Below are 25,616 nucleotides of genomic sequence, written 5' to 3'. Positions count from 1 at the left end.
GCCCGACACCTTTCATGCGTCCAATGCACAAACACGCGATAATCAATCCCATGGCGCATCAGTACAGCTCACAGCCTCGGCTGTCACCAAGCAGTTACGAAGAAGACATCCGCGCGGTCCTCGCGCCGCGCCTGGCGTACTTCGAGGCCGTCGCCCGCCACGAACACGTCACCCGCGCCGCGCACGAGCTGGGCGTCCCGCAGTCCACACTCTCCCGGGCCATGGTCCGTCTGGAACAGGACCTGGGCGTCGCCCTGTTCGCCCGCAAAGGCCGCACGGTCTCCCTGACCCCCGCAGGCCGCACCTTCCTGGGCTCGGCGGAACGGGCACTGGCGGAAGTGGAGAAGGCCGCCGACTCGGTACGGGCCGACGCCGACCCCACGGCCGGCAAGGTCGCCTTCGGGTTCCTGCACACGATGGGCTCGGAAACCGTCCCCGCCCTGATCCGCGCCTTCCGCGTCGACCACCCCCTGGTCCGCTTCCAGCTCGTCCAGAACTACGGCGAGGCGATGCTGGAACGCCTCCGCGCGGGCGGCCTCGACCTGTGCCTCACCTCACCGGTCCCGGACGCCCCGGACCTCGTCGCCCGCCGCCTGGACGAACAGCGCCTGCGCCTGGTCGTCCCGGAGGACCACCGCCTGGCCGGCCGCCGCCGCGTCCGCCTGGCGGAGGCCGCCGACGAAACGTTCGTCACCCTGGAACCGGGCTACGGCCTGCGCCGCATCACGGACGACCTCTGCACGGAGGCGGGCTTCGTCCCGCGCGTCGCCTTCGAGGGCGAGGAGGCGGAGACCCTGCGCGGCCTGGTCGCGGCGGGCCTGGGCGTGGCCCTGCTCCCGCCACCGGCGGTGGCCCGCCCGGGGGTGGTGGAGCTGACGGTGACGGCACCGCGGGCTGCTCGGGAGATCGGGGTGGCGTGGCTGGACGGGCACCCGGACACCCCGCCGGTGGCGGCGTTCAAGAAGTTCCTGCTGTCGCGGCGGGGGAATCTGCTGCCGGACTGACAGGTCAGGCGGCGGGCATGGTGGCGGACGCGTACGCGGTGAAGTCCGCCCACGCGGCGGGGGAGACGGCGAACGGGCGGCGGGCGGTGTCCTTGGAGTCGCGGACGTGGACGGCGTGGGGGCGCAGGGCGACCTCGACGCAGTTGTCGCCGTCGCCGCCGCTGTAGCTGCTCCTGAACCAGTCCAGCTCTGTGGTGGTGCTCATAGCGCTCCTCGCATCTGTTGCAGCAAGTTCACCGTAGCCCGGCAGTCCAGGGCCTGGGAACGCAGCTTGCCATAGCGCTGAAGCAGGATGCTGACTTCGCTGGGAGCGGTGAGCAGGGCGCTTGAACGGTGGCCCTCGGTGTAGCCGAACCATTGGTTGCCCTGACTCTCGGCCAGGTACATCTGCCCGTCGATGCCCGTGTGATCCTCTTGTTTGAGCGGCATGATCTGGACTTCCACGTTGGTGTATAGGCCGACGCTGAGCAGGTGGTCGATGACGACGGCGGTGACGTCCGCTCCGCCCACCTGGCGCTCAAGAATGCCCTGTTCGATGATGAAGCTGAAGGCAGTGTTGGGGCGTTGGGCCAGGAGCCGCTGCCGCTCAAGGCGAGCTGATACCTGCCGTTGGATCTGCGTTTCGGTGAGTGGCGGAAGCTGGCGCTCGAACACTGCTCGGATGTAGTCCTCCGGCTGCAGCAGCCCTGGAACGCCACGGCACTCGTACGCGTACAGCGTGATCGCTTCCTCTTCGATCCCCGCCCACTGCAGGAACCAGCTCGCCAGCCCTGCCTTCCTTCGCAGGCTCTGTGCGGCAGCGCCCAGGACCTTGCCTGCGACCGGTCCGAGAGCCTCGGCAGCCCGCTCCGGGAGGTTCTCAGGCGGATACCTCTTGCCCTGCTCGATCTTGGCGATGTAGGCGGGCGAGTACTGCACACGGGGCGCGAACTCCTCCTGAGTGAGACCGGCGGCCTCACGCAGGGCCTTTATGACTGCGCCGAAGGTCTTGAGGCCATCAGAAAGCTCGGGCTCGCTGCCCGCCGTGGTGCTCTCGTGCTCCGACGCCATCGCCGCCCCGCCTTCCACGCATCGATCAACGCGACAATGATCACGGACGGTCACCCACCCCGTCCAGAGCGTCAACCCGTACAGGTGGATCTGTATGGGCGTCGTTCCTGCTGGAAGCAAGGGCCGAGGCGGAACGCTTGGCGCATGACAGCACTGCAAGCCCAACCGCCAGTGACCGTAAGCGTGTTCGTTCAGCGCTGCTCCGCCACCCGCCTGGGCGCCACCCTCGCGCGGCGCCTGGCCGTGTGGAAGCTCGACGTCTGGGGGGTTCCGTACGGCACCCCGCTCTCCGAGGACGTGGCGCTCCTCGTCGCGGAGCTCGCGGCCAACGCGGTCCTGCATGGACGCGTCCCCGGGCGCGACTTCGAGCTGCGGCTCTCGTACGCGTATGGAGCCGGAGTCGTACGGGTCGAGATCTCCGACACCCACGAGGCCCGCCCGGACCCCGCCGCCGTGCCCCCGCCCGGCTCGATGGCCGACGGGGGCAGGGGCCTCCTCATCGTCGAGGCGATCGCCGCCCGGTGGGGCGTGACCGATCGGCTCGGGCCGGGTAAGACCGTGTGGGCGGAGACGGGGCCGGCGGTTACCCGGTGAGGACCGACTCGGGGCCGGACGCCGTCAGGAGAGGGGTTCGTGGTTGGCCCAGACCACCTTGTACGGGTGGCGGGACTGCCAGCGCTTGATGACGTCCTCGAGTCCGGGAGCCGTGAACGAGGCGTTCAGTGCGTCGAGGTCGGCGAGGGCGATCTGCACGATCGCGGTGGCGGCGGGCCCGGGACTGTGGTCATCGGCGGCTACACGGATGTGGTGCGAGGCCGCGAACGTCTGGATCTGCCCCGAGTCGCGCATGACCTGTTCGATGTCGTCGAGGAACTGATCCAGCTCGGCGGCCGGGATGGAGTCGGTGAAGGAGACGATCATTGTGTGGTGAATCATGGGTCAATCGAACCTCGCTCCCCGAACGAAGTCCAAGACCGATTGATTCTCCAGCGATAACCTGGAGGCATGGTTGATCTGGAGACGCGTGAGCTGGAGTACTTCGTCGCGGTCGCCGAGGAGCTGCACTTCGGCCGTGCCGCCGCGCGCCTCGCCATCGCGCAGCCGGCCCTGTCGAAAGCGATCCAACGCGTCGAATCGCGGCTCGGCGTCCAGCTGCTCGTGCGTTCCAGTCGTCATGTCTCGCTGACGCCGGGCGGGGAGGCGTTGCTGCACCACGGCCGCCATGCGCTCAACGCGGTGAGCGCCGCGGCCCGGAGCGCGCGCCGGGCCGGTGACGTCCAGGCGCAGTTGCGGCTGGTGATCAAGCCCGGTGGCGATGCCAACCTGTTGTCCGGGATCCTCGCCGCGTACGCCGGGCAGCCGGATGCGCGCCGGGTGGACATCCTGTTCGGCGGTGCCACCGACCGCGCCGACTACCTGCGTGACGGCAGAGCCGATGTGGCGCTGCTGTACGCGCCGTTCGACGATCTCACGGGGCTGGAGTCCGAGACGCTGTACGTCGAAGGGCGCGTGGCGATTCTGCCTCGCGGCCACAGGCTGGCCTCGCGCGGCGAGGTGCGGATGGCCGACCTGGAGCACGAGACGCTGCCGCGCTGGAAAGGGGTGCCGGACGGCGGGACCGGTCCGGAGATCGTGGACCTGGCGCAGATGACGCAGATGATCATGCTCGGACGGACCATCGCCATCCTGCCGCGCTCGTCCATCGACCCCCTTCACCCCGGGCTGGTCTACAAACCGGTGATCGATGCGGCGCCCAGCCGCCTGGTCGTCGCATGGTCGCGACTCGACCAGCGGCCGCTGGTCGCCTCGTTCGTCACCGCCGCGGTTGCCGCAAGCCGTGCGCGGCGGGATCCGGCGTCGTCGTCCCCGGAGGCGGGCGCCTTCCCGGGCGGTGAGGCCGGATAGTCGCCGGGGACGCCGGTGCAGGGGCCCCGCCCGGGTGAGGTCGGGACGGGGCTCGCTCCCGGTCAGATTCCCCGCCGGCCTCCCCCGAATGACCTCGCGGCGCGTTGGCGTGCGGTGCGGGCGAGGCGGAAGTCGAGGTAGGCCAGAGCCATGACGATGAGGGGAGCGACGGTGCACATGAGCAGCAGTCGCAGGTCTCCGTCGGTCAGGGTGGCCACCAGAACGATCGCGACCGTACCTCCGACGAACCCCGCGAGCTGCCGGTAGGACCGGAAGGACCCGAGGGCCACCGAGGTGTTCGACTCCTCCGGCTCCTCCTCCGCGAAGGCGGCGCGTACGGGGTGATCGGCACCGTCGTGGTGTGCCTGGCGCCAGGCCAGGACCAGGCGGGTGAGCACGTAGAGGGCGAACGCACCGAGGTAGATCCACCACTCGGTCGCGCTGTCGGGTAAGGAGTGGGCCGGAGTCATGACGTACGCGTGCCCCGGATCCCCGGGAAGAGCCCACGTCTCCACGGCCGAAGTCGCTACCCTGACGCGGAAGTTGTGTGCGATCGGGACGAGCCGGCGCAGGTGTTCGGATGGGTGAGGGCAACGGAGAACATGGTGCGCTTGATCAGGACGGTCGTTCCGGTGCTTGCTCTGCTCGTGGTGACGGCCGGGTGTTCCTCCGGTGACGGCAGGAGCGAACAGCGGCTGACCGAGCAGCGCGAGGGTTACTGCACCCAGCTCGGGGCGTGGGAGGACGCGAAGGGAGAAGAGAAGGACGCTGAGGCGGAGGGAGCGGAAGCGGATGAGGCGTCGGGGTTCGACATGGTCGGGGCCGTCGCCGATGATGTGTTCCTTGCGATGGACCCGCTCCGGGACGAGTCCGTCGGAGGAGGGCGCACCCTGGCGGAGGCCACGGCGGCGGCGCTGAAGAGCAATGATCGCGGGGCAGGCGGGCTCATCGTGCGGTACTGCCAGGACAACGGCTTCGAGACCCAGGTCGGTTGAGCCGGGCCGGGGTTCTCCGGCCCGGGCCCGCCATGCCCCCTCACCCCCGCAACGACTCCCCGAACCCCGCCGCCAGCGGCATCCGCAGCCCGAGCGGCGGCGGGGCCGCCAGAGCGTCGGCGACCGGGCGGGCGTAGCCGTGGCCGAAGAGGGAACCGCGGACGAAGTCGGCTGCCAGGGCGGCGACTTCGGAGTGGTGCTGGCGTAGTGCGTGGCCGTCCGAGTGGACCTCGAAGCGGCAGGTGTCGCGGTTGGACTTCTTGGCGCGTTCGGCCAGGCGGAACGACAACTCCGGGTCGCAGTGCGCGTCGTTCGTCCCGTGGACCAGCAGGACCTGGCGGCCGACCAGGTGCTTGACCGGTTCCGGTTCGGTGTCCGGGTCGCCGGGGAGCCAAGGGGCCATCGCGAGGACCGACGTGACGGCCGGGTGGCCGCCCGCGCGGAGGGCCGCGCGGCCGCCCATGCCGTGGCCGGCCAGGCAGATGGGGATGTCGCCGTAGCGGCGTACGACCTCGTCCACCGCCCATTCGGCGTCCGCCGCGAGCTGGGCGTCCGTGGTGTTCCAGCCCCGGCAGCGGTAGTGCACGACGTGGGCGGCCAGGCCGTCCGTGCCGCCGGCCCGGGCCAGTGAGCGGGCCAGAGGGAGGCGGCGGGCGTAGGAGAGGGGGGAGGGGCGGCGGTGCGAGTAGGGCTCGCCGTCCGGGAGCAGCAGCACCACGCCGCTGACCGTGGTGGATGCTCCGGCCGTCCTGACGGCCCGTCCCAGCCTTGCAGCAGGCAGGGGGAGTGCGCGCTGTGCCATGACGTAACAGTGTCAGAAGGGTGGGTGTACGCCACCCGTATTCGCGGTCTCTGTTACGTATCGGCGGCCCGTTCCCGCAGCGCCCCGCGCGAGTGGCGCGCGGTCTCTGTTACGTATCGGCGAGCCCCGCCCAGCGGCGCTCTACGCGCGTAGGCGTTAGAGTGCGTGGATGATGAGCCCGACCCTCAATGTGCCCGGCCAGGATCAGATCCGGCGTGCCCCCAAGGTCCTTCTCCACGACCACCTCGACGGCGGCCTGCGCCCCGGGACGGTCGTCGACCTCGCGGCGATCAACGGTTACGACGGACTTCCGGAGAGCGATGCCGACAAGCTCGGCATCTGGTTCCGGGAGGCCGCCGACTCCGGGTCGCTGGAGCGGTATCTGGAGACGTTCGCCCACACCTGTGCCGTCATGCAGACCCGTGACGCGCTGTTCAGGGTCGCCGCCGAGTGTGCGGAGGACCTGGCCGCCGACGGGGTCGTGTACGCCGAGGTGCGGTACGCCCCCGAGCAGCACCTCGAAGCCGGCCTGACCCTCGAAGAGGTCGTCGAGGCCGTCAACGAGGGCTTCCGCGAGGGAGAGCGCAGGGCCCGCCAGGACGGGAACCGGATCAGGGTGGGCGCGCTGCTCACCGCGATGCGGCACGCCGCGCGGTCGCTGGAGATCGCCGAGCTGGCCAACCGCTACCGCGAGCAGGGCGTCGTCGGCTTCGACATCGCGGGCGCCGAGGCGGGCTTCCCGCCCACCCGGCACCTCGACGCCTTCGAGTACCTCAAGCGCGAGAACAACCACTTCACCATCCACGCCGGCGAGGCCTTCGGCCTGCCGTCGATCTGGCAGGCCATCCAGTGGTGCGGCGCCGACCGGCTCGGCCACGGTGTCCGGATCATCGACGACATCGAGGTCGCCGAGGACGGCAGCGTGAAGCTCGGCCGCCTTGCCTCCTACGTACGGGACAAGCGCATCCCGCTGGAGCTCTGCCCGACCTCCAACCTGCAGACCGGTGCCGCGGCCTCGTACGCCGAGCACCCCATCGGGCTGCTGCGACGGCTCCACTTCCGGGCGACCGTGAACACGGACAACCGGCTGATGAGCGGTACGAGCATGAGTAAGGAATTCGAGAAGCTGACCGAGACATTCGGATACACGCTCGATGACATGCAGTGGTTCACCGTCAATGCGATGAAATCAGCATTCATTCCTTTCGATGAACGTCTGGCGATGATCAGCGACGTCATCAAGCCCGGATACGCCGAGCTGAAGTCCGAATGGCTCTTCGAGCAGACCGCTGCGACCAGCGTGTCCACCTCGGTCGCCGGCTGAACGGCCGCCTTCGCGGAACGGCCGGGAATCACTTTCCCGGCCGTTTTTCGCGTTTTTCGATGTTTGCGGTAGGGGCAGGGGGCTGACTACGTTCAAGAGCCGCTCACATCCCCCTCCCCAAGGATGAATTTCACATGAAGCAGTCTGCTGCCAGGACTCTCGGCGTCGCCGTTCTCGGTGCCGCCTTCGCCGCTGCCGCCGCCGGTACCGCTTCGGCCTCCGCGCTGCCGCTGGAGGCCGCGACCAGCGCCCTGCCCGTCGCCGGCGCCCTGGCGAACGCCACGTCGACCCTGCCGGTCCAGGACACCGCCACCGAGCTCCTCGGCACCAGCCAGACGAAGGTCCTGGGCGACGTCACCGCCCCGGCCAAGGGACTCCTCGGCGGTATGCCGTCCGGTGGTCTGACGACCAGCGGTCTGTCGGCCAACGGGCTGCCGCTCGGCCGCTGAGCCCGCTCCACACGCGCCTGTGGGCGGACACCCGGTTCCGGGGGTCCGCCCACAGGCGTATGCGTACGTGGATCAGTGGATCAGTGCGTCACCAGGCGGTCGCGGACGCCGCCTTCTCCTCGGGGAGCAGCAGCCACAGGGCCAGGTAGAGCAGGAACTGCGGCCCCGGCAGCAGGCACGAGACGACGAAGATGATGCGCATGGTCCTCGCGGAGGTGCCGAAGCGCCGTGCCAGCGCTGCGCACACTCCGCCGAGCATGCGTCCGTCACGGGGGCGGGCAAGTGCGGCCATGGTGGGCTCCTTCGCGAACCTTTACGGAGGGAGCGGTCCGTCGCGCTCCCGATGTATCCAGGATGGCTCGCGGAACGGGGCAAAGCATCGCTCTACGGGGCCATCCCGACCCTGGAAATCGTCGGGGTCGACCCCTGAGATCCGCGAGCGGGCGACGATGCCTGAGAGGTACGGGCCGTCCCGAGGCCGCTTCGCTGCTCCCGGCGGCGCTGCCGCGACCGCCAGGCCGGGACGATCAGGACGTGGGCGAACCCGACGCCGATGGTGTTCAGGATCAGCGAGTCGACGTCGACGACCTGGCCGGGCACTCCCGTCTGGCCCAGTTCGATGGCCAGCGAGATCAGCGCCCCGGCCGCGACCGTACGGGCCAGTGAGGACCACGAGGAGACGAGGAGCCGGCCCCCGGCCATCGGCAGCAGCACGCCCAGGGGCGCCAGCAGCAGGAGCTCCCTGCCGATGCGGCGGGTGGCGGCGACCGGGCCCAGGGACAGGTCGGCCTTGATGCCGGCGAACGGCTGGAGGTTGGCGGCGGTCATCCACGGCACGTCCAGCGGGCGCAGAGTCAGCCACCCGACGAGCAGCAGATGCGCGAGGAGGAGGGACACTCCGACCGCGCGGAAACGGATGACGGCTTGGCCGCCCGAACCTTGACGCACGCCACCCAAGACGCGGGCGGCGGCAGGATCGGTTCCGCTCGGGTGGGGGAGACCTGGCTCACCACGCCCGAGGACTGCCCGGAAGCGACCCGCGGCCCGCCCGGGGCCGGGCCCGCCACCCGCCCGTCCCCGACCCGCTCAGGGCAGTTGGGCCGTGCCCTTCGTCGATACGGCCTTCGGGCTGGCCTTCGTCTCCGTCGTGCACACGTAGCCGCGCGGGGCGTAGCTCCCCGGGCCGCCGAGCGTGACCGAGCCGTCGGGGACGAGCGCCTCGCTCTCGGCGTACGTACAGACGATCTGCGCCAGCGCCTCGGACGGCAGGTCCTCCGGCTGCTCGCTCAGGCGCAGTGTGCCCTTCGGGTCGCCCGCGAGGGGGCCGTCGACCCGGAGCGTCTCGGGTACGTGGGTGGAGAAGCCCGCCTGCTCCTCCGCGCTCGGCGGATCCCGGCGCAGCTCGTCCAGGAGGGCCCGCGCGATCCGGAGCCGGTCCGAGGCGGTCTCCCGGACCTGCACGGTGCGGTCGACGGTGACCAGTTCCGAGGCGCAGACCAGATAGATCTGTACGGGGATGCCCTGCTGGGCCTGGGTGGTGATGTCCTCCGCCGGCATGGCGCACGGCACCCGGGAGGGGGCCGGGCCCGCGTCGACGGGTACCGAGGTCGTCCTGATGCCGCAGCCCGCCGCCAGTACGGCGCAGAGTGCGGCAGCGGCCAGAGTCGCGGCGGGGCGGGCCCCCCGGCGTTCGGTGGGCGTCACGTCGCGTCGTTCCCCTCGTCCGGGATCTCGGCGTCGTGACCCTCGGTGGTGCGGTTCAGCGCCTCCGCGTCGCGCGGCAGACGCAGGACGAATATCGCGCCGTCGCCGTCCGGCGAGTTGGCGGCGGTGATGTCGCCGCCGTGGATGTGCGCGTTCTCCATGGCGATCGAGAGCCCCAGCCCGCTGCCCTCGGAGCGGGGGCGCGAGGCGCTGGCCTTGTAGAAGCGGTCGAAGACGTGCGGCAGCACGTCCTCGGGGATGCCGGGGCCGTGGTCACGCACCTCGATGACCAGGTCGTCGCCCACGGTCCGTACCGTGACCCGGACCGGCGAACCGCCGTGCTTCAGCGCGTTGCCGATCAGATTGGCCAGGATCACGTCGAGCCGGCGCGGATCGAGGCGGACCATCATGCCGCGCTCGGCGTCCAGGTCCACCGCGTCCAGCCAGGCGCGGACGTCGATGCAGGCGGTCACCTGGTCGGCGACGTCGACGGTGTCGAGGACCAGGCGGGCCGTGCCCGCGTCGAAGCGGGTCACCTCCATCAGGTTCTCCACCAGGTCGTTGAGGCGCCGGGTCTCGCTGACCACCAGGTGCACGGCGGGCGCGATCATCGGGTCCAGGTTGTCGGCCTCGTCCTCCAGCACCTCGGCGACCGCGGTGATCGCGGTGAGCGGGGTGCGCAGTTCGTGCGACATGTCGGCGACGAAGCGGCGGCTGGACTCCTCCCGCGCGCTCATGTCCGCGACCTTCTTCTCCAGGGAGCTCGCCGTTCTGTTGAACGTCCTGGAGAGGTCGGCCAGTTCATCGGTGCCGGACACCGTGAGCCGGGTGTCGAGCTTGCCTTCGCCGAGCTTGCGGGCGGCGTCGCCGAGCCGCTGCACGGGACGCAGCACCGTCGTCGCCGCGGCCTGGGCGAGCAGGGCGGAGCCGACCAGGGCCAGGGCGGTGGCGATCCCCAGTGACCAGGCGAGGGAGTTGAGGTCCTGCCGTTCCTGGTCGAGCGACTTGAGCATGTAACCGGTCGGGCCGCCGCCGATGATCTTCGTACCGGCGACGAGGTACGGCGTACCGCGGATCGAGGTCCGCTGCCAGAACAGGTGGTACTCGTACTTGTTGCCGGCCTTGACCGGCTGCTTCTTGTCGACCTGCTTCTGCAGCGACACCGGCACGTTGTCGCGGGTGAAGGTGTCCAGGTCGGAGTTGCCCACGATCGGCTTGCCCGGGTCGCGTTCGTCGATCAGCAGCACGCTGTAGCCGGGGCTGCTGCTCGCCATCTGTACGGCGGCGGTCTGCAGGTCCTCCCTGGTGGGGCGCAGCGGCAGCGAGGCCGCCCGGCCCTGCATCTCCTGACGGAAGTCCCCGAGCGCGGAGTCCTGCGTACGCGTCAGCACCGCCTCGCGGTTCAGCCAGTACGCGATCCCGGACGCGGACACCGCGGCGGTCAGCGCGACCAGCGCGAACACGACGACGAGCCGCAGCCGCAGGCTGGTCCAGCGGAGCCCGGCGAGCAGGCTCCGCCGCACAGCCGTGCTCACTGCGGCGAGTCCAGCCGGTACCCGACGCCCCGCACGGTACGGATCAGGGTCGGCGAGGACGGTACGTCCTCCACCTTCGCGCGCAGCCGCTGGACACAGGCGTCCACCAGCCGGGAGTCACCGAGGTAGTCGTGCTCCCACACCAGGCGCAGCAACTGCTGCCGGGACAGGGCCTGGCCCGGCCGGCGGCTCAGCTCCAGGAGGAGGCGCAGCTCGGTCGGCGTGAGCTGCAGATCCTCCCCGTTCTTGGTCACGGTCATGGCGGACCGGTCGATCACCACGCTGCCGAACGTGGCGGAGTCCGTGGACTCGCGCTCACCGCGGCGCAGTACCGCGCGGATCCGGGCGTCGAGCACCCGGCCCTGCACGGGTTTCACCACATAGTCGTCGGCACCGGACTCCAGCCCGACCACGACGTCGATGTCGTCGCTCCGGGCGGTCAGCAGGATGATCGGCAGTTGGTCGGTGCGCCGGATGCGCCGGCACACCTCGAAACCGTCGATCCCGGGCAGCATCACATCCAGCACGACCAGGTCGGGCCGCTGCTCACGCAGCAGGTTGAGGCCGTCCTCTCCCGTCGCCGCGGTGGCCACACGGTGGCCCTGGCGAGACAGCGAGAGTTCGAGGGCCGTGCGGATGGCGTCGTCGTCCTCGATCAGCAACAGGAAAGGCACGTTGGTCATTCTGACCCATGGGGGTGCCCCAGTTCGACAGTTGGTCCCCTCTCATGCATCCGGCAGCCCCGAATCGTGTGCGCGCCGGGCCCTGTGACAGGTCTGTGACAGTCGGAGGACAGGGCCATGAAATCGCCCCGGCAAGCTCGTTGACACAAGGAACGGACGGACTCCACCGATGGGGGGCGCGAGATGAACACAACGCACAGCATCACCACGAGCGCAGTTGTCACGCGTCTCCACGACGTCGGGCGGAGCACCGAGAAGTCCGGCGCCGCAGTGAACGGACGGGGGTGCGTTCGAGGCGCCGGGCGTCAGCTCCCGTCGTACATGACGGTGGTCGACGCGTCTGCCGCTACGGGGGCGGGCAACGGGGGAAACGCGTACGGGGAGGTCACGGGGGAGCGGAAGGCACCGGAGCGGGCCGAGGACGCCGAAGCGGCGTTCACGGCCTACGTCCGGGAGCGCCGCGCCTCCCTGTACGCCACCGCCTACCACCTGACCGGTGACCGGTTCGAGGCCGAGGACCTGCTGCAGAGCGCCCTCTTCTCCACGTACCGGGCATGGGACCGGATCAGCGACAAGGCGGCGGTCGGCGGCTATATGCGCCGCACCATGACCAACCTGCACATCAGCGCGTGGCGCAGGCGCAAGCTGAACGAATACCCGACCGAGGAGCTGCCGGAGACGGCGGGCGACACGGACGCGATGCGCGGTACGGAGCTGCGCGCCGTGCTCTGGCAGGCGCTGGCGCGACTGCCCGAGACGCAGCGCACGATGCTGGTCCTGCGCTACTACGAGGGCCGCACGGACCCGGAGATCGCGTCGATCCTCGACATCAGTGTCGGCACGGTGAAGTCCAGCATCTGGCGGTCGCTCCGTCGGCTGCGTGAGGACGAGGTCCTCAGCTTCGGCCGTGACGAGGAGGAGTCCTTCGGCGAGCTGGTGGCCTGAGGCAGCAGGGGGAACGGGGACGTCGCTTCGGGGGAGGCGGCGGTTGTACGGGGGGATCGGGGACGTCGCTTCGGGGGAGGCGGCGGTGTACGGGGGAAGCTGAGGGGTCGGACGGGCCGGGGGGTCTTGTCCGGCCCCTCGGCGCGTCCGCCCCGGGGCTCCCGTGTGCGCGGGCCTTTCGGGGGCGCTGCCCCGGCGCCCGCGCTCCTCAGTCCCCGGCGGGGCTCACGTTCGCCGCCGGTGTGCGGCACCGGCCCGCAGCGGCGGCGGCGAGGCGGCCCAGCGCCTCGTCCTTGCCGCAGGGGTACGCCCCCAATTCCGCCTGCCGCGCCACGATCCGCCGTTCGGCGCGCATCAGCCGCCAGCCCCGGCGCAGCAGGAACGGCACGGACTTGCGGCCTTCCCGCAGGTCCCGCAGCAGCCGGCGGCGGAAGGTCGTCGACGGACGGCCGCGCAGGCACAGGGCGTCCGCGAGGAGGCCCAGCGACTGGCACCGCCCGACGATGTCCGCGGCGAAGATGCCCTCGGCCACGAAGAGCGCCGTGCGCTCGATGTGGAAGCCCTCGTGGCCCGTGCGGGAGCTGGTCGCGATGTCGTACACCGGTATGTCGGTGCGTCCGGTGCGGCACAGCTCCGTGATCGCGGCGACCGCCGCGTCGGCGTCCCAGGACAGTGCGGAGTCCCAGTCGATGTCCGTGCTGCCCTGGACGAGCGGCAGCGTGGGGTCGCCCGCCTCCTTGTAGAAGTCGTCCAGCCGCAGCACCGGAAGACCGGTACGGGCGGCCAGGGAGGACTTGCCGGAGCCGGAGGGGCCGGCCAGCAGGACGACACGGCTCGAAATCGCTTGGGGACTCACAGAACACAAGTGTGAGGCATTGACCCGCACAGGGGATCCCCGGAGGTCCTGTTGGTATCCGGCATCACAACTCAACTACTCTGTGCACTCAACCGATTACTCGATTGATGGTTCGAATCGGCCCGATCAGGTGGGAACTTCATGGCACGTCACGCACTTTCCAAGTCCCGGCGCCGCACGCTGCTCCGGGCAGGTCTGACCGTCACCGCGGTGGGCGCCGCGCTCGGTGCGGGGGGTGCGGCGGCCCAGGCGGCCCCGCTGCCCCTCGTGCAGGCGACGGGCACGGACACCAGCCTCGGCGAGGCGGGCGAGGCGGCCGGCGGCGCGGTCACCGGCGCGCTCGGCCACTCGCTCGACCATGGCATCGCGCCCGTGACGCATCTGCGCCTCGACCCGCTGGCCGGTACGGGCGTCGACCCGCTGGACAACGCGGTGGGCACGCAGGTCGCCGACTTCAAGCCGGTCTCCACCGCGGCCGTCACCGACCCGGTGACCAATGGCGGCGCGCTGAAGGACCTGCCGGTCCTGGGACAGGTCACCGGCCTGCTGCACGGCTGACGGCACAGCGGCCCGTACCCCGCAGCCGCGGGGTACGGGCCGCTGTCGTGGATCGTCCGTGTCAGTATGAGGAGCCCGACACGCCCAGTGCGCCCGTCGGGTGCCAGACCGTCTTGGTCTCCAGGAACGCGGTCAGCCGGCGGGTGCCCGGATCGGCCGTCCAGTCGGCCTCCGTGTCCGCGTCCACAGCCTCGGGGCGCGAGACGCGCTTGAGGTTGTCGGCGGCCGCGATCTCCAGCTCCTTCGCCAGCTCCGCACCCGCCCCCGTCAGATCGATGCCGTTCACGTCCTGGTGGGAGGCGAGCGGCGCGGCGATCTCCGCCGTCTTCCCCGACAGGATGTTGACCACACCGCCCGGCAGGTCCGAGGTGGCCAGCACCTCGCCCAGCGACAGCGCGGGCAGCGGTGACCGGGCCGAGGCCACGACGACCGCCGTGTTGCCGGCCGCGATCACGGGTGCCAGCACCGAGACCAGGCCAAGGAACGACGACTCCTGCGGGGCGAGGACGGTCACGACCCCGGTCGGCTCGGGGGTCGAGAGGTTGAGATACGGCCCCGCCACCGGGTTGGCGCCGCCCACGACCTGGGCGATCTTGTCCGTCCAGCCCGCGTACCAGACCCACCGGTCGACCGCCGCGTCCACGACGGCCGCGGCCTTGGACTTCGACAGCCCCTCGGCCTCCGCCACCTCGCGGACGAACTGGTCCCGGCGGCCCTCCAGCATCTCGGCGACGCGGTACAGGATCTGGCCGCGGTTGTACGCGGTCGCGCCCGACCAGCCGCCGAACGCCTTGCGGGCGGCCACGACGGCGTCCCGGGCGTCCTTGCGGGAGGACTGGGGCGCGTTCGCCAGCCACTTGCCCTTCGAGTCCGTCACCTCGTACACCCGGCCGCTCTCGGAGCGGGGGAACTTGCCCCCGACGTACAGCTTGTAGGTCTTGAAGACGCTCAGTCGCCCGTCAGACATCGAGGTAGGCCTCCAGACCGTGACGGCCGCCTTCGCGGCCGAAGCCCGACTCCTTGTAGCCGCCGAACGGCGAGGTCGGGTCGAACTTGTTGAACGTGTTGGCCCAGACGACGCCCGCCCGGAGCTTGTTCGCCACCGCGAGGATGCGGGAGCCCTTCTCCGTCCAGATGCCGGCCGAGAGGCCGTACTGGCTGTTGTTGGCCTTGGCGACCGCCTCGTCCGGCGTACGGAAGGTCAGGACGGACAGCACCGGGCCGAAGATCTCGTCGCGGGCGACGGTGTGCGCCTGCGTGACCCCGGTGAACAGCGTCGGCGCGAACCAGTAACCGGCCGACGGCAGCTCGCACGGCGCCGACCAGCGGTCCGCGCCCTCGGCCTCGCCCGTCTCGACGAGCGTGGTGATGCGGGAGAGCTGCTCCGCGGAGTTGATCGCACCGATGTCGGTGTTCTTGTCCAGCGGGTCGCCCAGGCGCAGCGTGGACAGCCGGCGCTTGAGCGAGTCCAGCAGCTCCTCCTCGATCGACTCCTGTACGAGGAGGCGCGAGCCGGCGCAGCAGACCTGGCCCTGGTTGAAGAAGATGCCGGTGACGATGCCCTCGACGGCCTGGTCGATCGGGGCGTCGTCGAAGACGATGTTGGCGCCCTTGCCGCCCAGTTCGAGCGTGGCCTTCTTGCCCGTGCCGGCGATCTGGCGGGCGATGGCCTTGCCGACGGCGGTCGAGCCCGTGAAGGCGATCTTGTTGATGTCCGGGTGCTCGACGAGGGCCGAACCCGCGTCCCCGTACCCCGTCAGGATGTTGACGACGCCCTTGGGCAGACCGGCCTGGCGGCAGATGTCCGCGAAGAAGAGCGCGGAGAGCGGAGTCGTCTCGGCGGGCTTGAGGACCACCGTGTTGCCGGTGGCGAGCGCCGGGGCGATCTTCCACGCGAGCATCAGGAGCGGGAAGTTCCACGGGATGATCTGACCGGCCACGCCGAGCGGACGCGGGTTCGCGCCGTAGCCCGCGTGGTCCAGCTTGTCGGCCCAGCCCGCGTAGTAGAAGAAGTGCGCGGCGACCAGCGGGAGGTCCGCGTCGCGGGTCTCCTTGATCGGCTTGCCGTTGTCCAGCGTCTCCAGGACGGCCAGCTCGCGCGAGCGCTCCTGGATGATCCGGGCGATCCGGAACAGGTACTTGGCGCGCTCGGAGCCGGGCAGCGCCGACCACTTCTCGAACGCGCGGCGGGCCGCCTGCACCGCCCGGTCCACGTCCGCGGAGCCTGCCCGCGCGACCTCGGCGAGCACCTCCTCGGACGACGGGCTGACCGTCTTGAAGACCTTGCCGTCGGCGGCTTCGGTGAACTCGCCGTCGATGAACAGGCCGTACGAGGGGGCGATGTCGACGACGGAACGGGATTCCGGCGCCGGTGCGTACTCGAATGCAGATGCCATGGGAATCAGTCCACCGTCACGTAATCGGGGCCGGAGTAACGGCCGGTGCTGAGCTTCTGGCGCTGCATCAGCAGGTCGTTCAGCAGGCTGGAGGCGCCGAAGCGGAACCAGTGGCTGTCCAGCCAGTCCTCGCCCGCCGTCTCGTTCACCAGCACCAGGAACTTGATCGCGTCCTTGGTGGTGCGGATGCCGCCGGCCGGCTTCACGCCGATCTGGACGCCGGTCTGCGCACGGAAGTCGCGCACCGCCTCCAGCATCAGCAGGGTGTTCGCGGGGGTGGCGTTGACCCCGACCTTGCCGGTCGACGTCTTGATGAAGTCCGCGCCGGCCAGCATCCCGAGCCAGGAGGCCCGCCGGATGTTGTCGTACGTGGACAGCTCGCCGGTCTCGAAGATCACCTTCAGCCGTGCCCGGCCGCACTCGGCCTTCACGGCGAGGATCTCCTCGTACACCTTCAGGTAGCGGCCGGAGAGGAACGCGCCGCGGTCGATCACCATGTCGATCTCGTCGGCCCCGGCCGCCACGGCGTCACGGACGTCCGCGAGCTTCACGTCGAGCGCGGCGCGCCCGGCGGGGAAGGCCGTCGCGACGGACGCCACCTTCACGCCGGAGCCGGCCAGCGCGGCGACCGCGGTCGCCGCCATGTCGGGGTAGACGCAGACCGCCGCGGTGTGCGGGGTCGTGCGGTCGGTGGGGTCGGGATGGACGGCCTTGGTGGCGAGCGCGCGGACCTTGCCCGGGGTGTCCGAGCCTTCCAGCGTCGTCAGGTCGATCATCGAAATGGCGAGGTCGATGGCGTGAGCCTTGGCCGTCGTCTTGATCGAACGGGTTCCGAGCGAGGCGGCGCGCGCTTCGAGGCCGACGGCGTCGACGCCGGGCAGCCCGTGCAGGAAGCGGCGCAGCGCACTGTCGGACGCCGTCGCGTCGGCGAATGCGGGGGCAGTGGTGGGCATGGTCACCACATGAGCATATCTACGCGCGTAGCGGCCTGTACAGGGGCCCGGGCCGTTCGCGCATCGAGCGGCCCGGTACGCGGTGTGCACACCTGCCCGAGGCGGGCCCCGCCCGCCCTCGTACGCGTGTCCGGGCAGCCGCCACCGCGTTCGGTGCGCACGTCAGGCAGAATCGGGCTCATGACGAGCCCCACGCCGCCCACCGAGCCCACCTACGCCGACCGGACGTTCCGGTCGCCCGCCGGGCTGGTCGGTGGAGTCCTGCTGCTCCTGCTCATCGGCTGGATCGGCGGGGACGCAGCCCTCCGCGGCGAGGGCCGCGTGCCGTGGCTGGCGCTGGCCGGGCTGCTGACGGTGGTGCCACTGGTGATCGCCTTCAGCCTGCGGCCGATGGTGGCGGCCAACGAGGAGCGCATCCGGATCCGCAACCCGTTCCGGACGATCACGCTGCCGTGGACCGAGGTGGCGGACGTCCGGGCCGGGTATTCGAGCGAGCTCCTCACGCGCGACAGCGAGAAGTTCCAGCTCTGGGCGGTCCCGGTGTCGTTGCGCCAGCGCAAGAAGGCCGCCCGTCACCAGTCCAGGCAGGCGATGGACGACCCGTACGGCAAGACGTCCGTCACCGCGGACGTGCGCGACACGGCGGCACGGACGGCAGCCGCGGACCAGGCGGTCGTGGACCTGAGGGAGCTGTCCGAACGGGCGGGCGACAAGCCCGCCGCCGGGGGCACCGCCAGGTCGGTCCGCTGGGCGTACGAGGTGATCGCCCCGGCCGTGGTGGGTGCGGTGCTGCTGGTGGTGCTGGGCGCCATCGGCTGAGCCCGTACGAAGGGTCCGGACCGTCCGGCTCTCAGGCCCCGCGTCCGTCCCTGCCGGGACCGCCCGCCGTCTGCCCCGCAGCGTCCAGGAAGGGCTCCAGCAGCCCGAGCAGCGCCTGCGGGCGGTGCAGCGGGATGATGTGGCCGCAGTCCTCGACGAGGTGGCCGACGAGGTCGTCGGCCACCGGCCGGAGTTGCTGTTCGAGCGCCCTGCCCACCGGGTGGGAGCCGATGGCCATGGCCGGGACGGTCAGCCGTCCCGTACGGACGGACTCCTGGATCTGCCGGGCACTCGTCGGCAGCGCCCGGTAGTACGAGAAAGCGCACCGCAGTGCCTCGGTACCGGTGTACGCGCGGACGAAGGCGTCACGGACGGCGGGAGCCACTCCCTGCCCGAGCGTTCCCTCGGTGAGGAACCAGTCGACGTACCGGGCCTCGTGGCCGGTGAGCACCGATTCCGCGAGGCCGGGCTCGCGGTGGAAGCCGAACCACCAGGGCGCCCCGTGCGCGAGGAATTCCTCCGCACCGGGCAGTCCGCCCAGAAGCGACTCCATCAGCACCAGCCGCCGGACCCGGCCGGGGCGGCGCATGGCGAGCAGGAAGGCCGGGGGCGCGCCCGCGTCGATGCCGATCACGGCCGCCGAGCTCTCCCCGAGGGCGTCGAGGAGTGCCTCGGCGTCGGCCGCGAGCGTACCGGCGTCGTATCCGTCGTCCGACCGCGTGCTCAGCCCGGCCCCGCGCAGGTCGGGGGCGATGACGCGGTGGCGCCCGGCCAGCGCGTCCATGACGTGGGTCCACAGCTGCCAGGTGTGGGGGAAGCCGTGCAGCAGCAGAACGGCGGGGCCCTCGCCGGCGATCGCCACGTTGAGTTCGACCCCGTTGGCCGTGATCCGGCGGAGCTCGACGGGACGGTGACGGCTGCGCGGCGGGGGCGGCGACACGGGCATGTGGTTCTCCCAGGCAGTTACCAATGGTGACAACCCAACGGTAGGTAACTAGCCTGGAGGAGCCAAGACCGCACTTCTGCCACAGGTGGTGAGCTCCAGGTGACCTCCTCGACCCTTCACGCCTCCGACGGGCGGCGCGGGGATCTCTTCGACCCGCAGTGTCCGACCCGCCGCCTGCTGGACCGGATCGGCACGAAGTGGATGTCGATGGCCGTCAAGGTGCTGGCGGAGGCTTCCCCCGGGGAGGTGCGCTTCGGCGAGCTCCGGCGCGGGATGACGGGCGTCTCCCAGAAGATGCTGTCGGTCACCCTCCGCGGGCTGACCCGGGACGGCCTGGTGGGCCGCCGGGTGGAACCGTCGGTGCCGCCGCGCGTGTACTACCGGCTCACCCCGCTCGGCCTGACCCTGGTGGAACCGCTGGCCGTGCTGCGCGCGTGGGCCGAGGAGCACATGGCCGAGGTCGACCTCGCGAACCGGCGCAGCGAGGAGGAGGACGCGGCGGTCGACGCCTGACCCGTGGACGGGGGCCGAGTGGCCGGCCCCGTCGAACCCGCCCCGGCCGACGGCACGCGCCCCCGCCCCCAGCGCACCCGGACCGCCGGCCGCGCGCACGGCCGCCTGGGATGACCCGGCGCCGGGCGGGGGCCGCGGCCCGGGCGTGCGGTCAGATCCCGGCCGCGGCCGCCAGGTCCCTCTTGATGCCGCCCAGCAGCTCCGCGCCCCGCGCACGGGCGGCGGGCAGCTCGTCGGCCGAGCCGACCGGGACCACGACCTCCAGATAGCACTTGAGCTTCGGCTCGGTGCCGCTCGGGCGGACGATCACCCGCGCGCCCTCCAGGTGGTAGCGCAGCCCGTCGGTGGGAGGCAGCAGCTCCGTGCCCCGGGACAGGTCCTCGGCCGAGACGACGGCGAGGCCCGCGAGCGCGGTCGGCGGCCGCTCGCGCAGGCGGCGCATGGCGTCGGCGATGACGGACAGGTCCTCGACCCGGACCGAGAGCTGGTCCGTGGCGTGCAGCCCGTGCTCCAGGGCGAGGTCGTCCAGCAGGTCGAGCAGGGTGCGGCCCCGCTCCTTGAGCACGGAGGCGAGCTCGGCGACCAGGAGCGCGGCCGTGATGCCGTCCTTGTCGCGGACGCCGTCCGGGTCGACGCAGTAGCCGAGCGCCTCCTCGTAGCCGTACCGCAGACCCTCCACGCGGGCGATCCACTTGAAGCCGGTCAGCGTCTCCTCGTAGCCGAGGCCCGCCTTCCCGGCGATCCGGCCGAGGAGGGACGAGGACACGATCGACTCGGCGAACACGCCGGTGACACCGCGGCGGACCAGGTGGGCGGCGAGCAGCGCGCCGACCTCGTCGCCCCGCAGCATCCGCCAGCCGCCGTCCACGGCCGTGTCCGGCACGGCGACGGCACAGCGGTCCGCGTCCGGGTCGTTGGCGATGACGATGTCCGGGTTCGCGCGCCGGGCCGTGGCGAACGCGAGATCCATCGCGCCGGGCTCCTCCGGGTTGGGGAAGGCCACGGTGGGGAACGCGGGGTCGGGCTCGGCCTGCTCGGCGACGAGGACCGGGGCCGGGAAGCCGGCCCGGTCGAAGGCGGCGGTGAGCACGGAGGTGCCGACGCCGTGCATCGCGGTGTACACGACGCGGGCGGTACGCGGTGAACCTGCCTCCAGCACGGTGTCCGTACGCGCCAGATAGGCGTCCAGGACCTCGTCGCCGAGGGTCTCCCAGCCGCCCTGGGGGCGGGGCACGGTGTCCAGCGGGCCGACCGCGGCGATGGCGGCGGCGATCTCGCCGTCGGCCGGCGGCACGATCTGCGAGCCGTCGCCGAGGTAGACCTTGTAGCCGTTGTCGCGCGGCGGGTTGTGGCTGGCGGTGACCTCGACGCCGGCGACGGCCCCCAGGTGCCTTATGGCGTACGCCAGTACGGGGGTGGGGAGCGGGCGGGGGAGTACGGCCGCCCGGAGACCGGCGCCGGTCATCACGGCCGCGGTGTCCCGGGCGAAGTCGGTGGACTTGTAGCGGGCGTCGTAGCCGATGACGACGAGGCCGCCGTCCTGGCCCTGAGCCTTCAGGTACGCGGCGAGCCCGGCGGCGGCGCGGATGACCACGGCGCGGTTCATCCGCAGGGGCCCCGCACCGATCTCCCCGCGGAGTCCGGCGGTGCCGAACTGGAGCGTGCCGGCGAAGCGGGCGGTGAGCTCGGCGAGGTCCCCGGCGTCGATGAGCTTCGCCAGTTCGTCGCGGGTCTCGGGGTCGGGGTCCTCGGCGAGCCAGGTCCTGGCCCGCGTCATGAGGTCCTGCTGCACGGTGGTCCGCCTTTCGGGGGTCGGGGCGAGATCAAGCCCCTCCGGCGATCGAGGAGCGGGGGCACGGGGGCGGCGCCCCCGAAACGGCCGGAGCCGGATCAGATCCGGTCCAGGACCCTCGCCAGCAGCGACCCCATCCGGGTCGCCGAGTCGCGCCCCGCCTGCAGCACCTCTTCGTGGTTCAGCGGCTCCCCGCTCAGCCCCGCCGCCAGGTTCGTCACCAGGGAGATGCCCAGCACCTCCGCGCCCGCCTCACGCGCGGCGATGGCCTCCAGCACGGTGGACATGCCGACGAGGTCGCCGCCCATCACGCGGACCATGTTGATCTCGGCCGGGGTCTCGTAGTGCGGGCCGGGGAACTGCACGTACACGCCCTCTTCGAGCGTCTCGTCGATCTCCTTGCACAGGGCCCGCAGCCGCGGGGAGTACAGGTCGGTCAGGTCGACGAAGTTGGCGCCGATGATCGGCGACGCCGCCGTGAGGTTGATGTGGTCGCTGATCAGGACCGGCTGTCCGGGGCGCATGCCCTCGCGCAGACCGCCGCAGCCGTTCGTCAGCACGATGGTCTCGCAGCCCGCCGCGACCGCGGTGCGCACCCCGTGCGAGACGGCGGCGACGCCACGGCCCTCGTAGAAGTGCGTGCGGCCCAGGAAGACCAGGGCGCGCTTCTCGCCGATGCGGTACGAGCGGACCGTGCCGCCGTGGCCCTCGACGGCGGGCGCGGGGAAACCGGGCAGGGCGGTCACCGGGAAGTCGGCCTCCGGAGTGCCGAGCGCATCGACGGCGGGCGCCCAGCCGGAGCCCAGCACGAGGGCGACGTCGTGGGTCTCGGCACCGGTCAGCTCGCGCAGGCGGGCGGCGGCGTCGGCGGCGGAGGCGTGCGGGTCGCCCTGGATGTGGTCCGGAATAACTGATGCGTTCACGCGGATGAGGGTAACCGCTGAATCCCTACGCGCGTAGATGCTCCCGCACAGAGTCTGACCGTGCGCGTTCGTGCGTTCCCACAGTCATTCGGCCGGGATCAAGCGAAAGCGCAGATCAGAGTGGGTTTCCGGCGCTCAGCAGGGGCGCTTGCGAAGTTCCATCACATAATCGTGCGGCGCGCCCGCGGAATCGGCCGCGTCGGCCACCTCGCCCAGGTAGCGGGCCGACGGCAGCCCGCCCTCGTACCCGTTCAGCACGTACATCCAGGCCGGCTCCTCGCCGTCCAGGGTGTGCACCCGGACCCGCATGCGGCGGTAGATGTCGAGGCCGACACCCTCCCAGCGGTCCATGGAGTCCTCGTCCATCGGCGCCAGGTCGTACAGCGCCACGAACACCTGGGAGCGCGGCGCCTCGACCACCGTGGCCAGCGCGCCCTCCCAGCCCATCTGCTCGCCGCCGAACGTCAGCCGCCAGCCGTTCAGCCAGCCGGTGCCGCGCAGCGGGGAGTGCGGTGCGCGGCGCGTCATCAGCCGCGCGTCGAGGTTGCCGGCGTACGCGGCGTAGAGCGACATGGGATCGAGGGTACGGGAGGTGACACCGGGAGCGGCGATTCCTGGGAGGAACAACCCGGGGAACCACCCCGGGGACGACCCGGCCCGGGGACGCGGATTCACCGGCCGCTTCCCTTCTCCGGGGCGCCCCGGAGCACGTATGGAGGGCCCCGGGGCGAAGCACCTTGGCGCGTGCGGGACAATGAAGTACGTACTGCATTCCCCCGGGGCGGCCCCCCGGACCCCCGGCCGGGACAGCAGACGGCCGCGGGACGAGAAACGCGAGGCGGACTTTTCGTGACCCGGATCGTGATCATCGGCGGCGGACCCGGCGGGTACGAGGCGGCATTGGTGGGCGCCCAGCTCGGCGCGGAGGTGACCGTCGTCGACTGTGACGGCCTCGGCGGCGCGTCCGTGCTCACCGACTGCGTGCCCTCGAAGACCCTGATCGCGACGGCAGAGGTGATGACCACCTTCGACTCCTCGTACGAGGAGCTCGGCATCATCGTCGCGGACGACACGCCGCACATCGAGCAGGCGGCGCGTGTGGTCGGCGTCGACCTGGGCAAGGTCAACCGACGGGTGAAGCGCCTGGCGCTCGCCCAGTCCCACGACATCACCGCGTCCGTCACCCGCGCCGGTGCCAGGGTGATGCGCGGGCGCGGCCGTCTGGAGGGCCTCCAGGCCGCCGACGGCTCGCGCCAGGTCGTCGTCACCGCGGCCGACGGCACGGAGGAGACGCTCACCGCGGACGCCGTGCTGATCGCCACCGGCGGCCACCCCCGGGAGATCCCGGACGCACTGCCCGACGGCGAGCGGATCCTGAACTGGACGCAGGTCTACGACCTCGACGAGCTCCCCGAGGAGCTCATCGTGGTCGGCTCGGGCGTGACCGGCGCCGAGTTCGCCGGCGCCTACCAGGCCCTCGGCTCCCGCGTCACCCTCGTCTCGTCCCGGGACCGGGTGCTGCCGGGCGAGGACCCCGACGCGGCGGCCGTCCTGGAGGACGTCTTCCGGCGCCGCGGCATGAACGTGATGGCCCGCTCCCGCGCCCAGTCGGCCAAGCGGGTCGGCGACCGGGTCGAGGTGACCCTCGCCGACGGCCGGGTCATCACCGGCTCGCACTGCCTGATGGCGGTCGGCGCGATCCCGAACAGCGCGGGCATGGGCCTGGAGGACGCCGGGGTCCGGCTCAAGGACTCGGGCCACATCTGGACCGACAAGGTCTCCCGCACCAGCGCGCCGGGCGTCTACGCCGCCGGTGACGTCACCGGGATCTTCGCACTCGCCTCGGTCGCCGCCATGCAGGGCCGGATCGCGATGTACCACTTCCTCGGTGACGCGGTGGCCCCGCTGAACCTGAAGACGGTCTCCTCCAACGTCTTCACCGACCCCGAGATCGCCACGGTCGGCTACAGCCAGGCCGACGTCGACGGAGGCAAGATCGACGCCCGGGTCGTCAAGCTCCCGCTGCTGCGCAACCCGCGGGCCAAGATGCAGGGCATCCGGGACGGCTTCGTCAAGATCTTCTGCCGGCCCGGCACCGGCATCGTGGTGGGCGGCTGTGTCGTCGCGCCGAAGGCGAGCGAGCTGATCCACCCCATCTCGATCGCGGTCGACAACAACCTGACCGTGGAACAGATCGCAAACGCCTTCACTGTGTATCCGTCCCTGTCGGGATCGATCGCGGAAGTGGCCCGTCAGTTGCACACCCGGAAGCAGGCGGGCGAGGGGTAGCCACCCCGCCCGAGTCCCCGGGGAACCCGCCATTCCCCGGCAACTCCCGGCAACTCAGGCGGTCCGCCGACCGCCGTTCGATCAGTACGGAACAACAACGGGGCCGCCTATACCACTTGGCGGCCCCTTGTATGTACAACTTCTGTTATTCGGCGCAAACAGCTGAAAACGCTCGGGCGGTCACGTTACTGTCAGTTTTGTGTTCGCTGCAGAACGTCGTCAGTTGATCCTCGAAATGGTGCGTGCCAACGGGGCGGTATCGCTCCGTGAGCTCGCCCGCGTCGTCCAGACCTCCGAAGTGACCGTACGGCGGGACGTGCGGGCACTGGAGGCAGAAGGACTCCTCGACCGCCGGCACGGCGGTGCGGTCTTGCCGGGCGGTTTTACGCGGGAGTCCGGCTTTCCGCAGAAATCCCATCTCGCCACCGCGGAGAAAACGGCCATCGCCGACCTGGCCGCCGGCCTCGTCGAAGAGGGCGAGGCCATCGTCGTCGGCGCCGGTACGACCACGCAGGAGCTGGCCCGCCGGCTCGCGCGGGTCCCCGGTCTGACCGTGGTCACCAACTCGCTGCTCGTCGCCCAGGCGCTGGCCCATGCCAACCGGGTGGAAGTGGTGATGACCGGGGGCACCCTGCGCGGTTCCAACTACGCCCTGGTGGGCAGTGGGGCCGAGCAGTCGCTCCAGGGACTGCGGGTCTCGCGCGCCTTCCTGTCCGGGAGCGGCCTCACCGCCGAACGCGGACTCTCCACGTCCAACATGCTCTCCGCGAGCGTGGACCGGGCGCTGGTGCAGGCCGCGGGGGAGGTGGTGGTCCTCGCCGACCACACCAAGCTGGGCTCCGACACCATGTTCCAGACCGTGCCGACGGATCTCATCACCCGTCTGGTGACGGACGAACCGGCCGCGCACGACGACCGGGCGGCCGCGGAGCTGCAGGCCCTGGCGGACCAGGGCGTACAGATCGCGGTGGCGGGCGCGGGAGGCGCGCCCGCCTCGGCCGACACCGCGCCACCGGGGCGTGCGGCCCGTCGCGACATGCCCCTGCCGGGGCAGCGCCGGACGCATGCGCAGCAGTTGCGGGGGGCGGCGGTGCTGGCCGAGCAGGGGCAGGGGGACCGGGCGAGGGTTGCGGACCTGCGTCGGCGGTAGCCGGGGGCTCCGCCCCCGGGCCCCC

30 protein-coding genes are annotated in these 25,616 nt (G+C 71.3%); 12 read left to right on the top strand and 18 right to left on the bottom strand.

Annotation, left to right across the window (positions count from 1 at the left end; genetic code table 11):
- Window positions 1-50: 50 nt before the first annotated feature.
- Window positions 51-1,004 (top strand): LysR family transcriptional regulator, encoded by a 954-nt coding sequence (locus tag ACFYPA_RS23250; RefSeq protein ID WP_389133958.1) that lies wholly within the window; start codon window positions 51-53, stop codon window positions 1,002-1,004.
- Window positions 1,005-1,008: 4 nt separating this feature from the next.
- On the opposite strand, the gene ACFYPA_RS23245 is transcribed toward ACFYPA_RS23250, so the two are convergent.
- Entirely contained in the window at window positions 1,009-1,209 is a 201-nt protein-coding gene (locus ACFYPA_RS23245; protein WP_389133955.1) for a DUF397 domain-containing protein, read from the bottom strand.
- Window positions 1,206-2,054 carry a helix-turn-helix domain-containing protein gene (locus ACFYPA_RS23240; RefSeq protein ID WP_389134155.1) on the bottom strand — a complete coding sequence of 283 codons (849 nt, stop codon included), beginning with the start codon at window positions 2,052-2,054 and terminating at the stop codon, window positions 1,206-1,208. The genes ACFYPA_RS23245 and ACFYPA_RS23240 overlap by 4 nt, the downstream gene beginning before the upstream one ends.
- Before the next feature lie 144 nt (window positions 2,055-2,198).
- Between ACFYPA_RS23240 and ACFYPA_RS23235 the strand changes: the two genes are divergently transcribed.
- Window positions 2,199-2,648, top strand: coding sequence for an ATP-binding protein (locus tag ACFYPA_RS23235; protein WP_359350613.1), 450 nt, complete (start codon window positions 2,199-2,201; stop codon window positions 2,646-2,648).
- 24 nt (window positions 2,649-2,672) lie between these two features.
- Here ACFYPA_RS23235 and ACFYPA_RS23230 read toward each other — a convergent pair whose 3' ends face one another.
- Window positions 2,673-2,990, bottom strand: a complete 318-nt coding sequence (locus tag ACFYPA_RS23230) for a hypothetical protein (protein WP_389133953.1) — start codon at window positions 2,988-2,990, stop codon at window positions 2,673-2,675.
- Between the two features lie 69 nt (window positions 2,991-3,059).
- On the opposite strand from ACFYPA_RS23230, the gene ACFYPA_RS23225 reads away from it, so the two are divergent.
- Entirely contained in the window at window positions 3,060-3,959 is a 900-nt protein-coding gene (locus tag ACFYPA_RS23225; RefSeq protein ID WP_359313523.1) for a LysR family transcriptional regulator, read from the top strand.
- Window positions 3,960-4,021: 62 nt separating this feature from the next.
- On the opposite strand, the gene ACFYPA_RS23220 is transcribed toward ACFYPA_RS23225, so the two are convergent.
- Complete coding sequence (locus ACFYPA_RS23220; protein WP_389133950.1) at window positions 4,022-4,429, bottom strand: hypothetical protein; 408 nt, start codon at window positions 4,427-4,429, stop codon at window positions 4,022-4,024.
- A gap of 132 nt (window positions 4,430-4,561) precedes the next feature.
- On the opposite strand from ACFYPA_RS23220, the gene ACFYPA_RS23215 reads away from it, so the two are divergent.
- The gene (locus ACFYPA_RS23215) at window positions 4,562-4,954 is read left to right on the top strand and encodes a hypothetical protein (protein ID WP_359313518.1); all 393 of its coding nucleotides are present in this window, start codon (window positions 4,562-4,564) and stop codon (window positions 4,952-4,954) included.
- Window positions 4,955-4,994: 40 nt separating this feature from the next.
- Here ACFYPA_RS23215 and ACFYPA_RS23210 read toward each other — a convergent pair whose 3' ends face one another.
- Complete coding sequence (locus ACFYPA_RS23210; RefSeq protein WP_389133947.1) at window positions 4,995-5,756, bottom strand: alpha/beta hydrolase; 762 nt, start codon at window positions 5,754-5,756, stop codon at window positions 4,995-4,997.
- A gap of 169 nt (window positions 5,757-5,925) precedes the next feature.
- Here ACFYPA_RS23210 and ACFYPA_RS23205 point away from each other — a divergent pair, with 169 nt between their 5' ends.
- Both ACFYPA_RS23205 and ACFYPA_RS23200 read left to right on the top strand, forming a co-directional pair.
- Window positions 5,926-7,080 carry an adenosine deaminase gene (locus ACFYPA_RS23205; RefSeq protein WP_359078664.1) on the top strand — a complete coding sequence of 385 codons (1,155 nt, stop codon included), beginning with the start codon at window positions 5,926-5,928 and terminating at the stop codon, window positions 7,078-7,080.
- 134 nt (window positions 7,081-7,214) lie between these two features.
- A complete protein-coding gene (locus ACFYPA_RS23200) occupies window positions 7,215-7,529 on the top strand; it encodes a hypothetical protein (RefSeq protein ID WP_359078666.1) in 315 nt (104 codons plus the stop codon).
- Between the two features lie 88 nt (window positions 7,530-7,617).
- Here ACFYPA_RS23200 and ACFYPA_RS23195 read toward each other — a convergent pair whose 3' ends face one another.
- The 5 genes from ACFYPA_RS23195 to afsQ1 all read right to left on the bottom strand — a co-directional run bounded on the left by ACFYPA_RS23195 (window position 7,618) and on the right by afsQ1 (window position 11,442).
- Window positions 7,618-7,821, bottom strand: a complete 204-nt coding sequence (locus ACFYPA_RS23195) for a PspC domain-containing protein (RefSeq protein WP_359078668.1) — start codon at window positions 7,819-7,821, stop codon at window positions 7,618-7,620.
- 92 nt (window positions 7,822-7,913) lie between these two features.
- Complete coding sequence (locus ACFYPA_RS23190) at window positions 7,914-8,477, bottom strand: VanZ family protein (protein WP_359313515.1); 564 nt, start codon at window positions 8,475-8,477, stop codon at window positions 7,914-7,916.
- A 138-nt stretch (window positions 8,478-8,615) separates the two neighbouring features.
- Window positions 8,616-9,233 (bottom strand): hypothetical protein, encoded by a 618-nt coding sequence (locus ACFYPA_RS23185; RefSeq protein ID WP_359078672.1) that lies wholly within the window; start codon window positions 9,231-9,233, stop codon window positions 8,616-8,618.
- Entirely contained in the window at window positions 9,230-10,768 is a 1,539-nt protein-coding gene (locus tag ACFYPA_RS23180; RefSeq protein WP_359078673.1) for a HAMP domain-containing sensor histidine kinase, read from the bottom strand. The genes ACFYPA_RS23185 and ACFYPA_RS23180 overlap by 4 nt, the downstream gene beginning before the upstream one ends.
- Window positions 10,765-11,442: a two-component system response regulator AfsQ1 gene (afsQ1, locus tag ACFYPA_RS23175; protein WP_185095372.1), complete on the bottom strand. Its 678-nt coding sequence runs from the start codon at window positions 11,440-11,442 to the stop codon at window positions 10,765-10,767. Before afsQ1 ends, ACFYPA_RS23180 begins: the two co-directional genes overlap by 4 nt.
- Window positions 11,443-11,634: 192 nt before the next feature.
- On the opposite strand from afsQ1, the gene ACFYPA_RS23170 reads away from it, so the two are divergent.
- Complete coding sequence (locus ACFYPA_RS23170; RefSeq protein WP_359078675.1) at window positions 11,635-12,396, top strand: SigE family RNA polymerase sigma factor; 762 nt, start codon at window positions 11,635-11,637, stop codon at window positions 12,394-12,396.
- A 208-nt stretch (window positions 12,397-12,604) separates the two neighbouring features.
- On the opposite strand, the gene ACFYPA_RS23165 is transcribed toward ACFYPA_RS23170, so the two are convergent.
- The gene (locus ACFYPA_RS23165; protein WP_359078677.1) at window positions 12,605-13,252 is read right to left on the bottom strand and encodes a uridine kinase; all 648 of its coding nucleotides are present in this window, start codon (window positions 13,250-13,252) and stop codon (window positions 12,605-12,607) included.
- A 141-nt stretch (window positions 13,253-13,393) separates the two neighbouring features.
- On the opposite strand from ACFYPA_RS23165, the gene ACFYPA_RS23160 reads away from it, so the two are divergent.
- The gene (locus ACFYPA_RS23160) at window positions 13,394-13,810 is read left to right on the top strand and encodes a hypothetical protein (RefSeq protein ID WP_359078679.1); all 417 of its coding nucleotides are present in this window, start codon (window positions 13,394-13,396) and stop codon (window positions 13,808-13,810) included.
- 61 nt (window positions 13,811-13,871) lie between these two features.
- On the opposite strand, the gene ACFYPA_RS23155 is transcribed toward ACFYPA_RS23160, so the two are convergent.
- Genes ACFYPA_RS23155 through deoC form a run of 3 tightly spaced genes read right to left on the bottom strand, consistent with a single transcriptional unit; the run spans window position 13,872 to window position 17,159 of the window.
- Complete coding sequence (locus tag ACFYPA_RS23155) at window positions 13,872-14,777, bottom strand: aldehyde dehydrogenase family protein (RefSeq protein ID WP_389133940.1); 906 nt, start codon at window positions 14,775-14,777, stop codon at window positions 13,872-13,874.
- Window positions 14,770-16,206, bottom strand: coding sequence for an aldehyde dehydrogenase family protein (locus ACFYPA_RS23150; protein WP_359078683.1), 1,437 nt, complete (start codon window positions 16,204-16,206; stop codon window positions 14,770-14,772). The genes ACFYPA_RS23155 and ACFYPA_RS23150 overlap by 8 nt, the downstream gene beginning before the upstream one ends.
- Window positions 16,207-16,211: 5 nt before the next feature.
- Window positions 16,212-17,159, bottom strand: a complete 948-nt coding sequence (deoC, locus tag ACFYPA_RS23145) for a deoxyribose-phosphate aldolase (protein ID WP_359078685.1) — start codon at window positions 17,157-17,159, stop codon at window positions 16,212-16,214.
- A 180-nt stretch (window positions 17,160-17,339) separates the two neighbouring features.
- On the opposite strand from deoC, the gene ACFYPA_RS23140 reads away from it, so the two are divergent.
- The gene (locus ACFYPA_RS23140; RefSeq protein ID WP_359078687.1) at window positions 17,340-17,978 is read left to right on the top strand and encodes a PH domain-containing protein; all 639 of its coding nucleotides are present in this window, start codon (window positions 17,340-17,342) and stop codon (window positions 17,976-17,978) included.
- Window positions 17,979-18,009: 31 nt separating this feature from the next.
- On the opposite strand, the gene ACFYPA_RS23135 is transcribed toward ACFYPA_RS23140, so the two are convergent.
- Window positions 18,010-18,924: an alpha/beta fold hydrolase gene (locus tag ACFYPA_RS23135; RefSeq protein WP_359350597.1), complete on the bottom strand. Its 915-nt coding sequence runs from the start codon at window positions 18,922-18,924 to the stop codon at window positions 18,010-18,012.
- Between the two features lie 99 nt (window positions 18,925-19,023).
- Between ACFYPA_RS23135 and ACFYPA_RS23130 the strand changes: the two genes are divergently transcribed.
- Window positions 19,024-19,437, top strand: coding sequence for a helix-turn-helix domain-containing protein (locus tag ACFYPA_RS23130; RefSeq protein ID WP_359078691.1), 414 nt, complete (start codon window positions 19,024-19,026; stop codon window positions 19,435-19,437).
- Window positions 19,438-19,588: 151 nt separating this feature from the next.
- On the opposite strand, the gene ACFYPA_RS23125 is transcribed toward ACFYPA_RS23130, so the two are convergent.
- The 3 genes from ACFYPA_RS23125 to ACFYPA_RS23115 all read right to left on the bottom strand — a co-directional run bounded on the left by ACFYPA_RS23125 (window position 19,589) and on the right by ACFYPA_RS23115 (window position 22,725).
- The gene (locus tag ACFYPA_RS23125) at window positions 19,589-21,229 is read right to left on the bottom strand and encodes a phospho-sugar mutase (RefSeq protein WP_389133936.1); all 1,641 of its coding nucleotides are present in this window, start codon (window positions 21,227-21,229) and stop codon (window positions 19,589-19,591) included.
- A gap of 98 nt (window positions 21,230-21,327) precedes the next feature.
- Window positions 21,328-22,152: a purine-nucleoside phosphorylase gene (locus ACFYPA_RS23120; protein WP_359078695.1), complete on the bottom strand. Its 825-nt coding sequence runs from the start codon at window positions 22,150-22,152 to the stop codon at window positions 21,328-21,330.
- A 135-nt stretch (window positions 22,153-22,287) separates the two neighbouring features.
- Window positions 22,288-22,725, bottom strand: coding sequence for a gamma-glutamylcyclotransferase (locus ACFYPA_RS23115; RefSeq protein ID WP_136327705.1), 438 nt, complete (start codon window positions 22,723-22,725; stop codon window positions 22,288-22,290).
- Window positions 22,726-23,001: 276 nt separating this feature from the next.
- Here ACFYPA_RS23115 and ACFYPA_RS23110 point away from each other — a divergent pair, with 276 nt between their 5' ends.
- Both ACFYPA_RS23110 and ACFYPA_RS23105 read left to right on the top strand, forming a co-directional pair.
- Complete coding sequence (locus tag ACFYPA_RS23110; RefSeq protein WP_359078697.1) at window positions 23,002-24,441, top strand: NAD(P)H-quinone dehydrogenase; 1,440 nt, start codon at window positions 23,002-23,004, stop codon at window positions 24,439-24,441.
- A 199-nt stretch (window positions 24,442-24,640) separates the two neighbouring features.
- Window positions 24,641-25,591: a DeoR/GlpR family DNA-binding transcription regulator gene (locus ACFYPA_RS23105; RefSeq protein ID WP_359078699.1), complete on the top strand. Its 951-nt coding sequence runs from the start codon at window positions 24,641-24,643 to the stop codon at window positions 25,589-25,591.
- Window positions 25,592-25,616: the final 25 nt, after the last annotated feature.

The organism is Streptomyces sp. NPDC005775 (assembly GCF_042871565.1).
Taxonomy (GTDB): Bacteria; Actinomycetota; Actinomycetes; order Streptomycetales; family Streptomycetaceae; genus Streptomyces.
This window is presented reverse-complemented; position numbering and strand designations above follow the sequence as displayed.

What these genes read in the sequence shown, in the direction of transcription:
- ACFYPA_RS23135 (WP_359350597.1), bottom strand. Translation starts at nt 18,924, where the DNA reads ATGCCCGTGTCGCCGCCCCCGCCGCGCAGCCGTCACCGTCCCGTCGAG.
- ACFYPA_RS23245 (WP_389133955.1), bottom strand. Translation starts at nt 1,209, where the DNA reads ATGAGCACCACCACAGAGCTGGACTGGTTCAGGAGCAGCTACAGCGGC.
- ACFYPA_RS23170 (WP_359078675.1), top strand. Translation starts at nt 11,635, where the DNA reads ATGAACACAACGCACAGCATCACCACGAGCGCAGTTGTCACGCGTCTC.
- ACFYPA_RS23220 (WP_389133950.1), bottom strand. Translation starts at nt 4,429, where the DNA reads ATGACTCCGGCCCACTCCTTACCCGACAGCGCGACCGAGTGGTGGATC.
- ACFYPA_RS23215 (WP_359313518.1), top strand. Translation starts at nt 4,562, where the DNA reads ATGGTGCGCTTGATCAGGACGGTCGTTCCGGTGCTTGCTCTGCTCGTG.
- ACFYPA_RS23250 (WP_389133958.1), top strand. Translation starts at nt 51, where the DNA reads ATGGCGCATCAGTACAGCTCACAGCCTCGGCTGTCACCAAGCAGTTAC.
- ACFYPA_RS23235 (WP_359350613.1), top strand. Translation starts at nt 2,199, where the DNA reads ATGACAGCACTGCAAGCCCAACCGCCAGTGACCGTAAGCGTGTTCGTT.
- ACFYPA_RS23160 (WP_359078679.1), top strand. Translation starts at nt 13,394, where the DNA reads ATGGCACGTCACGCACTTTCCAAGTCCCGGCGCCGCACGCTGCTCCGG.
- ACFYPA_RS23115 (WP_136327705.1), bottom strand. Translation starts at nt 22,725, where the DNA reads ATGTCGCTCTACGCCGCGTACGCCGGCAACCTCGACGCGCGGCTGATG.
- ACFYPA_RS23230 (WP_389133953.1), bottom strand. Translation starts at nt 2,990, where the DNA reads ATGATTCACCACACAATGATCGTCTCCTTCACCGACTCCATCCCGGCC.
- ACFYPA_RS23155 (WP_389133940.1), bottom strand. Translation starts at nt 14,777, where the DNA reads ATGTCTGACGGGCGACTGAGCGTCTTCAAGACCTACAAGCTGTACGTC.
- ACFYPA_RS23140 (WP_359078687.1), top strand. Translation starts at nt 17,340, where the DNA reads ATGACGAGCCCCACGCCGCCCACCGAGCCCACCTACGCCGACCGGACG.
- ACFYPA_RS23205 (WP_359078664.1), top strand. Translation starts at nt 5,926, where the DNA reads ATGATGAGCCCGACCCTCAATGTGCCCGGCCAGGATCAGATCCGGCGT.
- ACFYPA_RS23150 (WP_359078683.1), bottom strand. Translation starts at nt 16,206, where the DNA reads ATGGCATCTGCATTCGAGTACGCACCGGCGCCGGAATCCCGTTCCGTC.
- ACFYPA_RS23225 (WP_359313523.1), top strand. Translation starts at nt 3,060, where the DNA reads ATGGTTGATCTGGAGACGCGTGAGCTGGAGTACTTCGTCGCGGTCGCC.
- ACFYPA_RS23195 (WP_359078668.1), bottom strand. Translation starts at nt 7,821, where the DNA reads ATGGCCGCACTTGCCCGCCCCCGTGACGGACGCATGCTCGGCGGAGTG.
- ACFYPA_RS23240 (WP_389134155.1), bottom strand. Translation starts at nt 2,054, where the DNA reads ATGGCGTCGGAGCACGAGAGCACCACGGCGGGCAGCGAGCCCGAGCTT.
- deoC (WP_359078685.1), bottom strand. Translation starts at nt 17,159, where the DNA reads ATGCCCACCACTGCCCCCGCATTCGCCGACGCGACGGCGTCCGACAGT.
- ACFYPA_RS23200 (WP_359078666.1), top strand. Translation starts at nt 7,215, where the DNA reads ATGAAGCAGTCTGCTGCCAGGACTCTCGGCGTCGCCGTTCTCGGTGCC.
- ACFYPA_RS23210 (WP_389133947.1), bottom strand. Translation starts at nt 5,756, where the DNA reads ATGGCACAGCGCGCACTCCCCCTGCCTGCTGCAAGGCTGGGACGGGCC.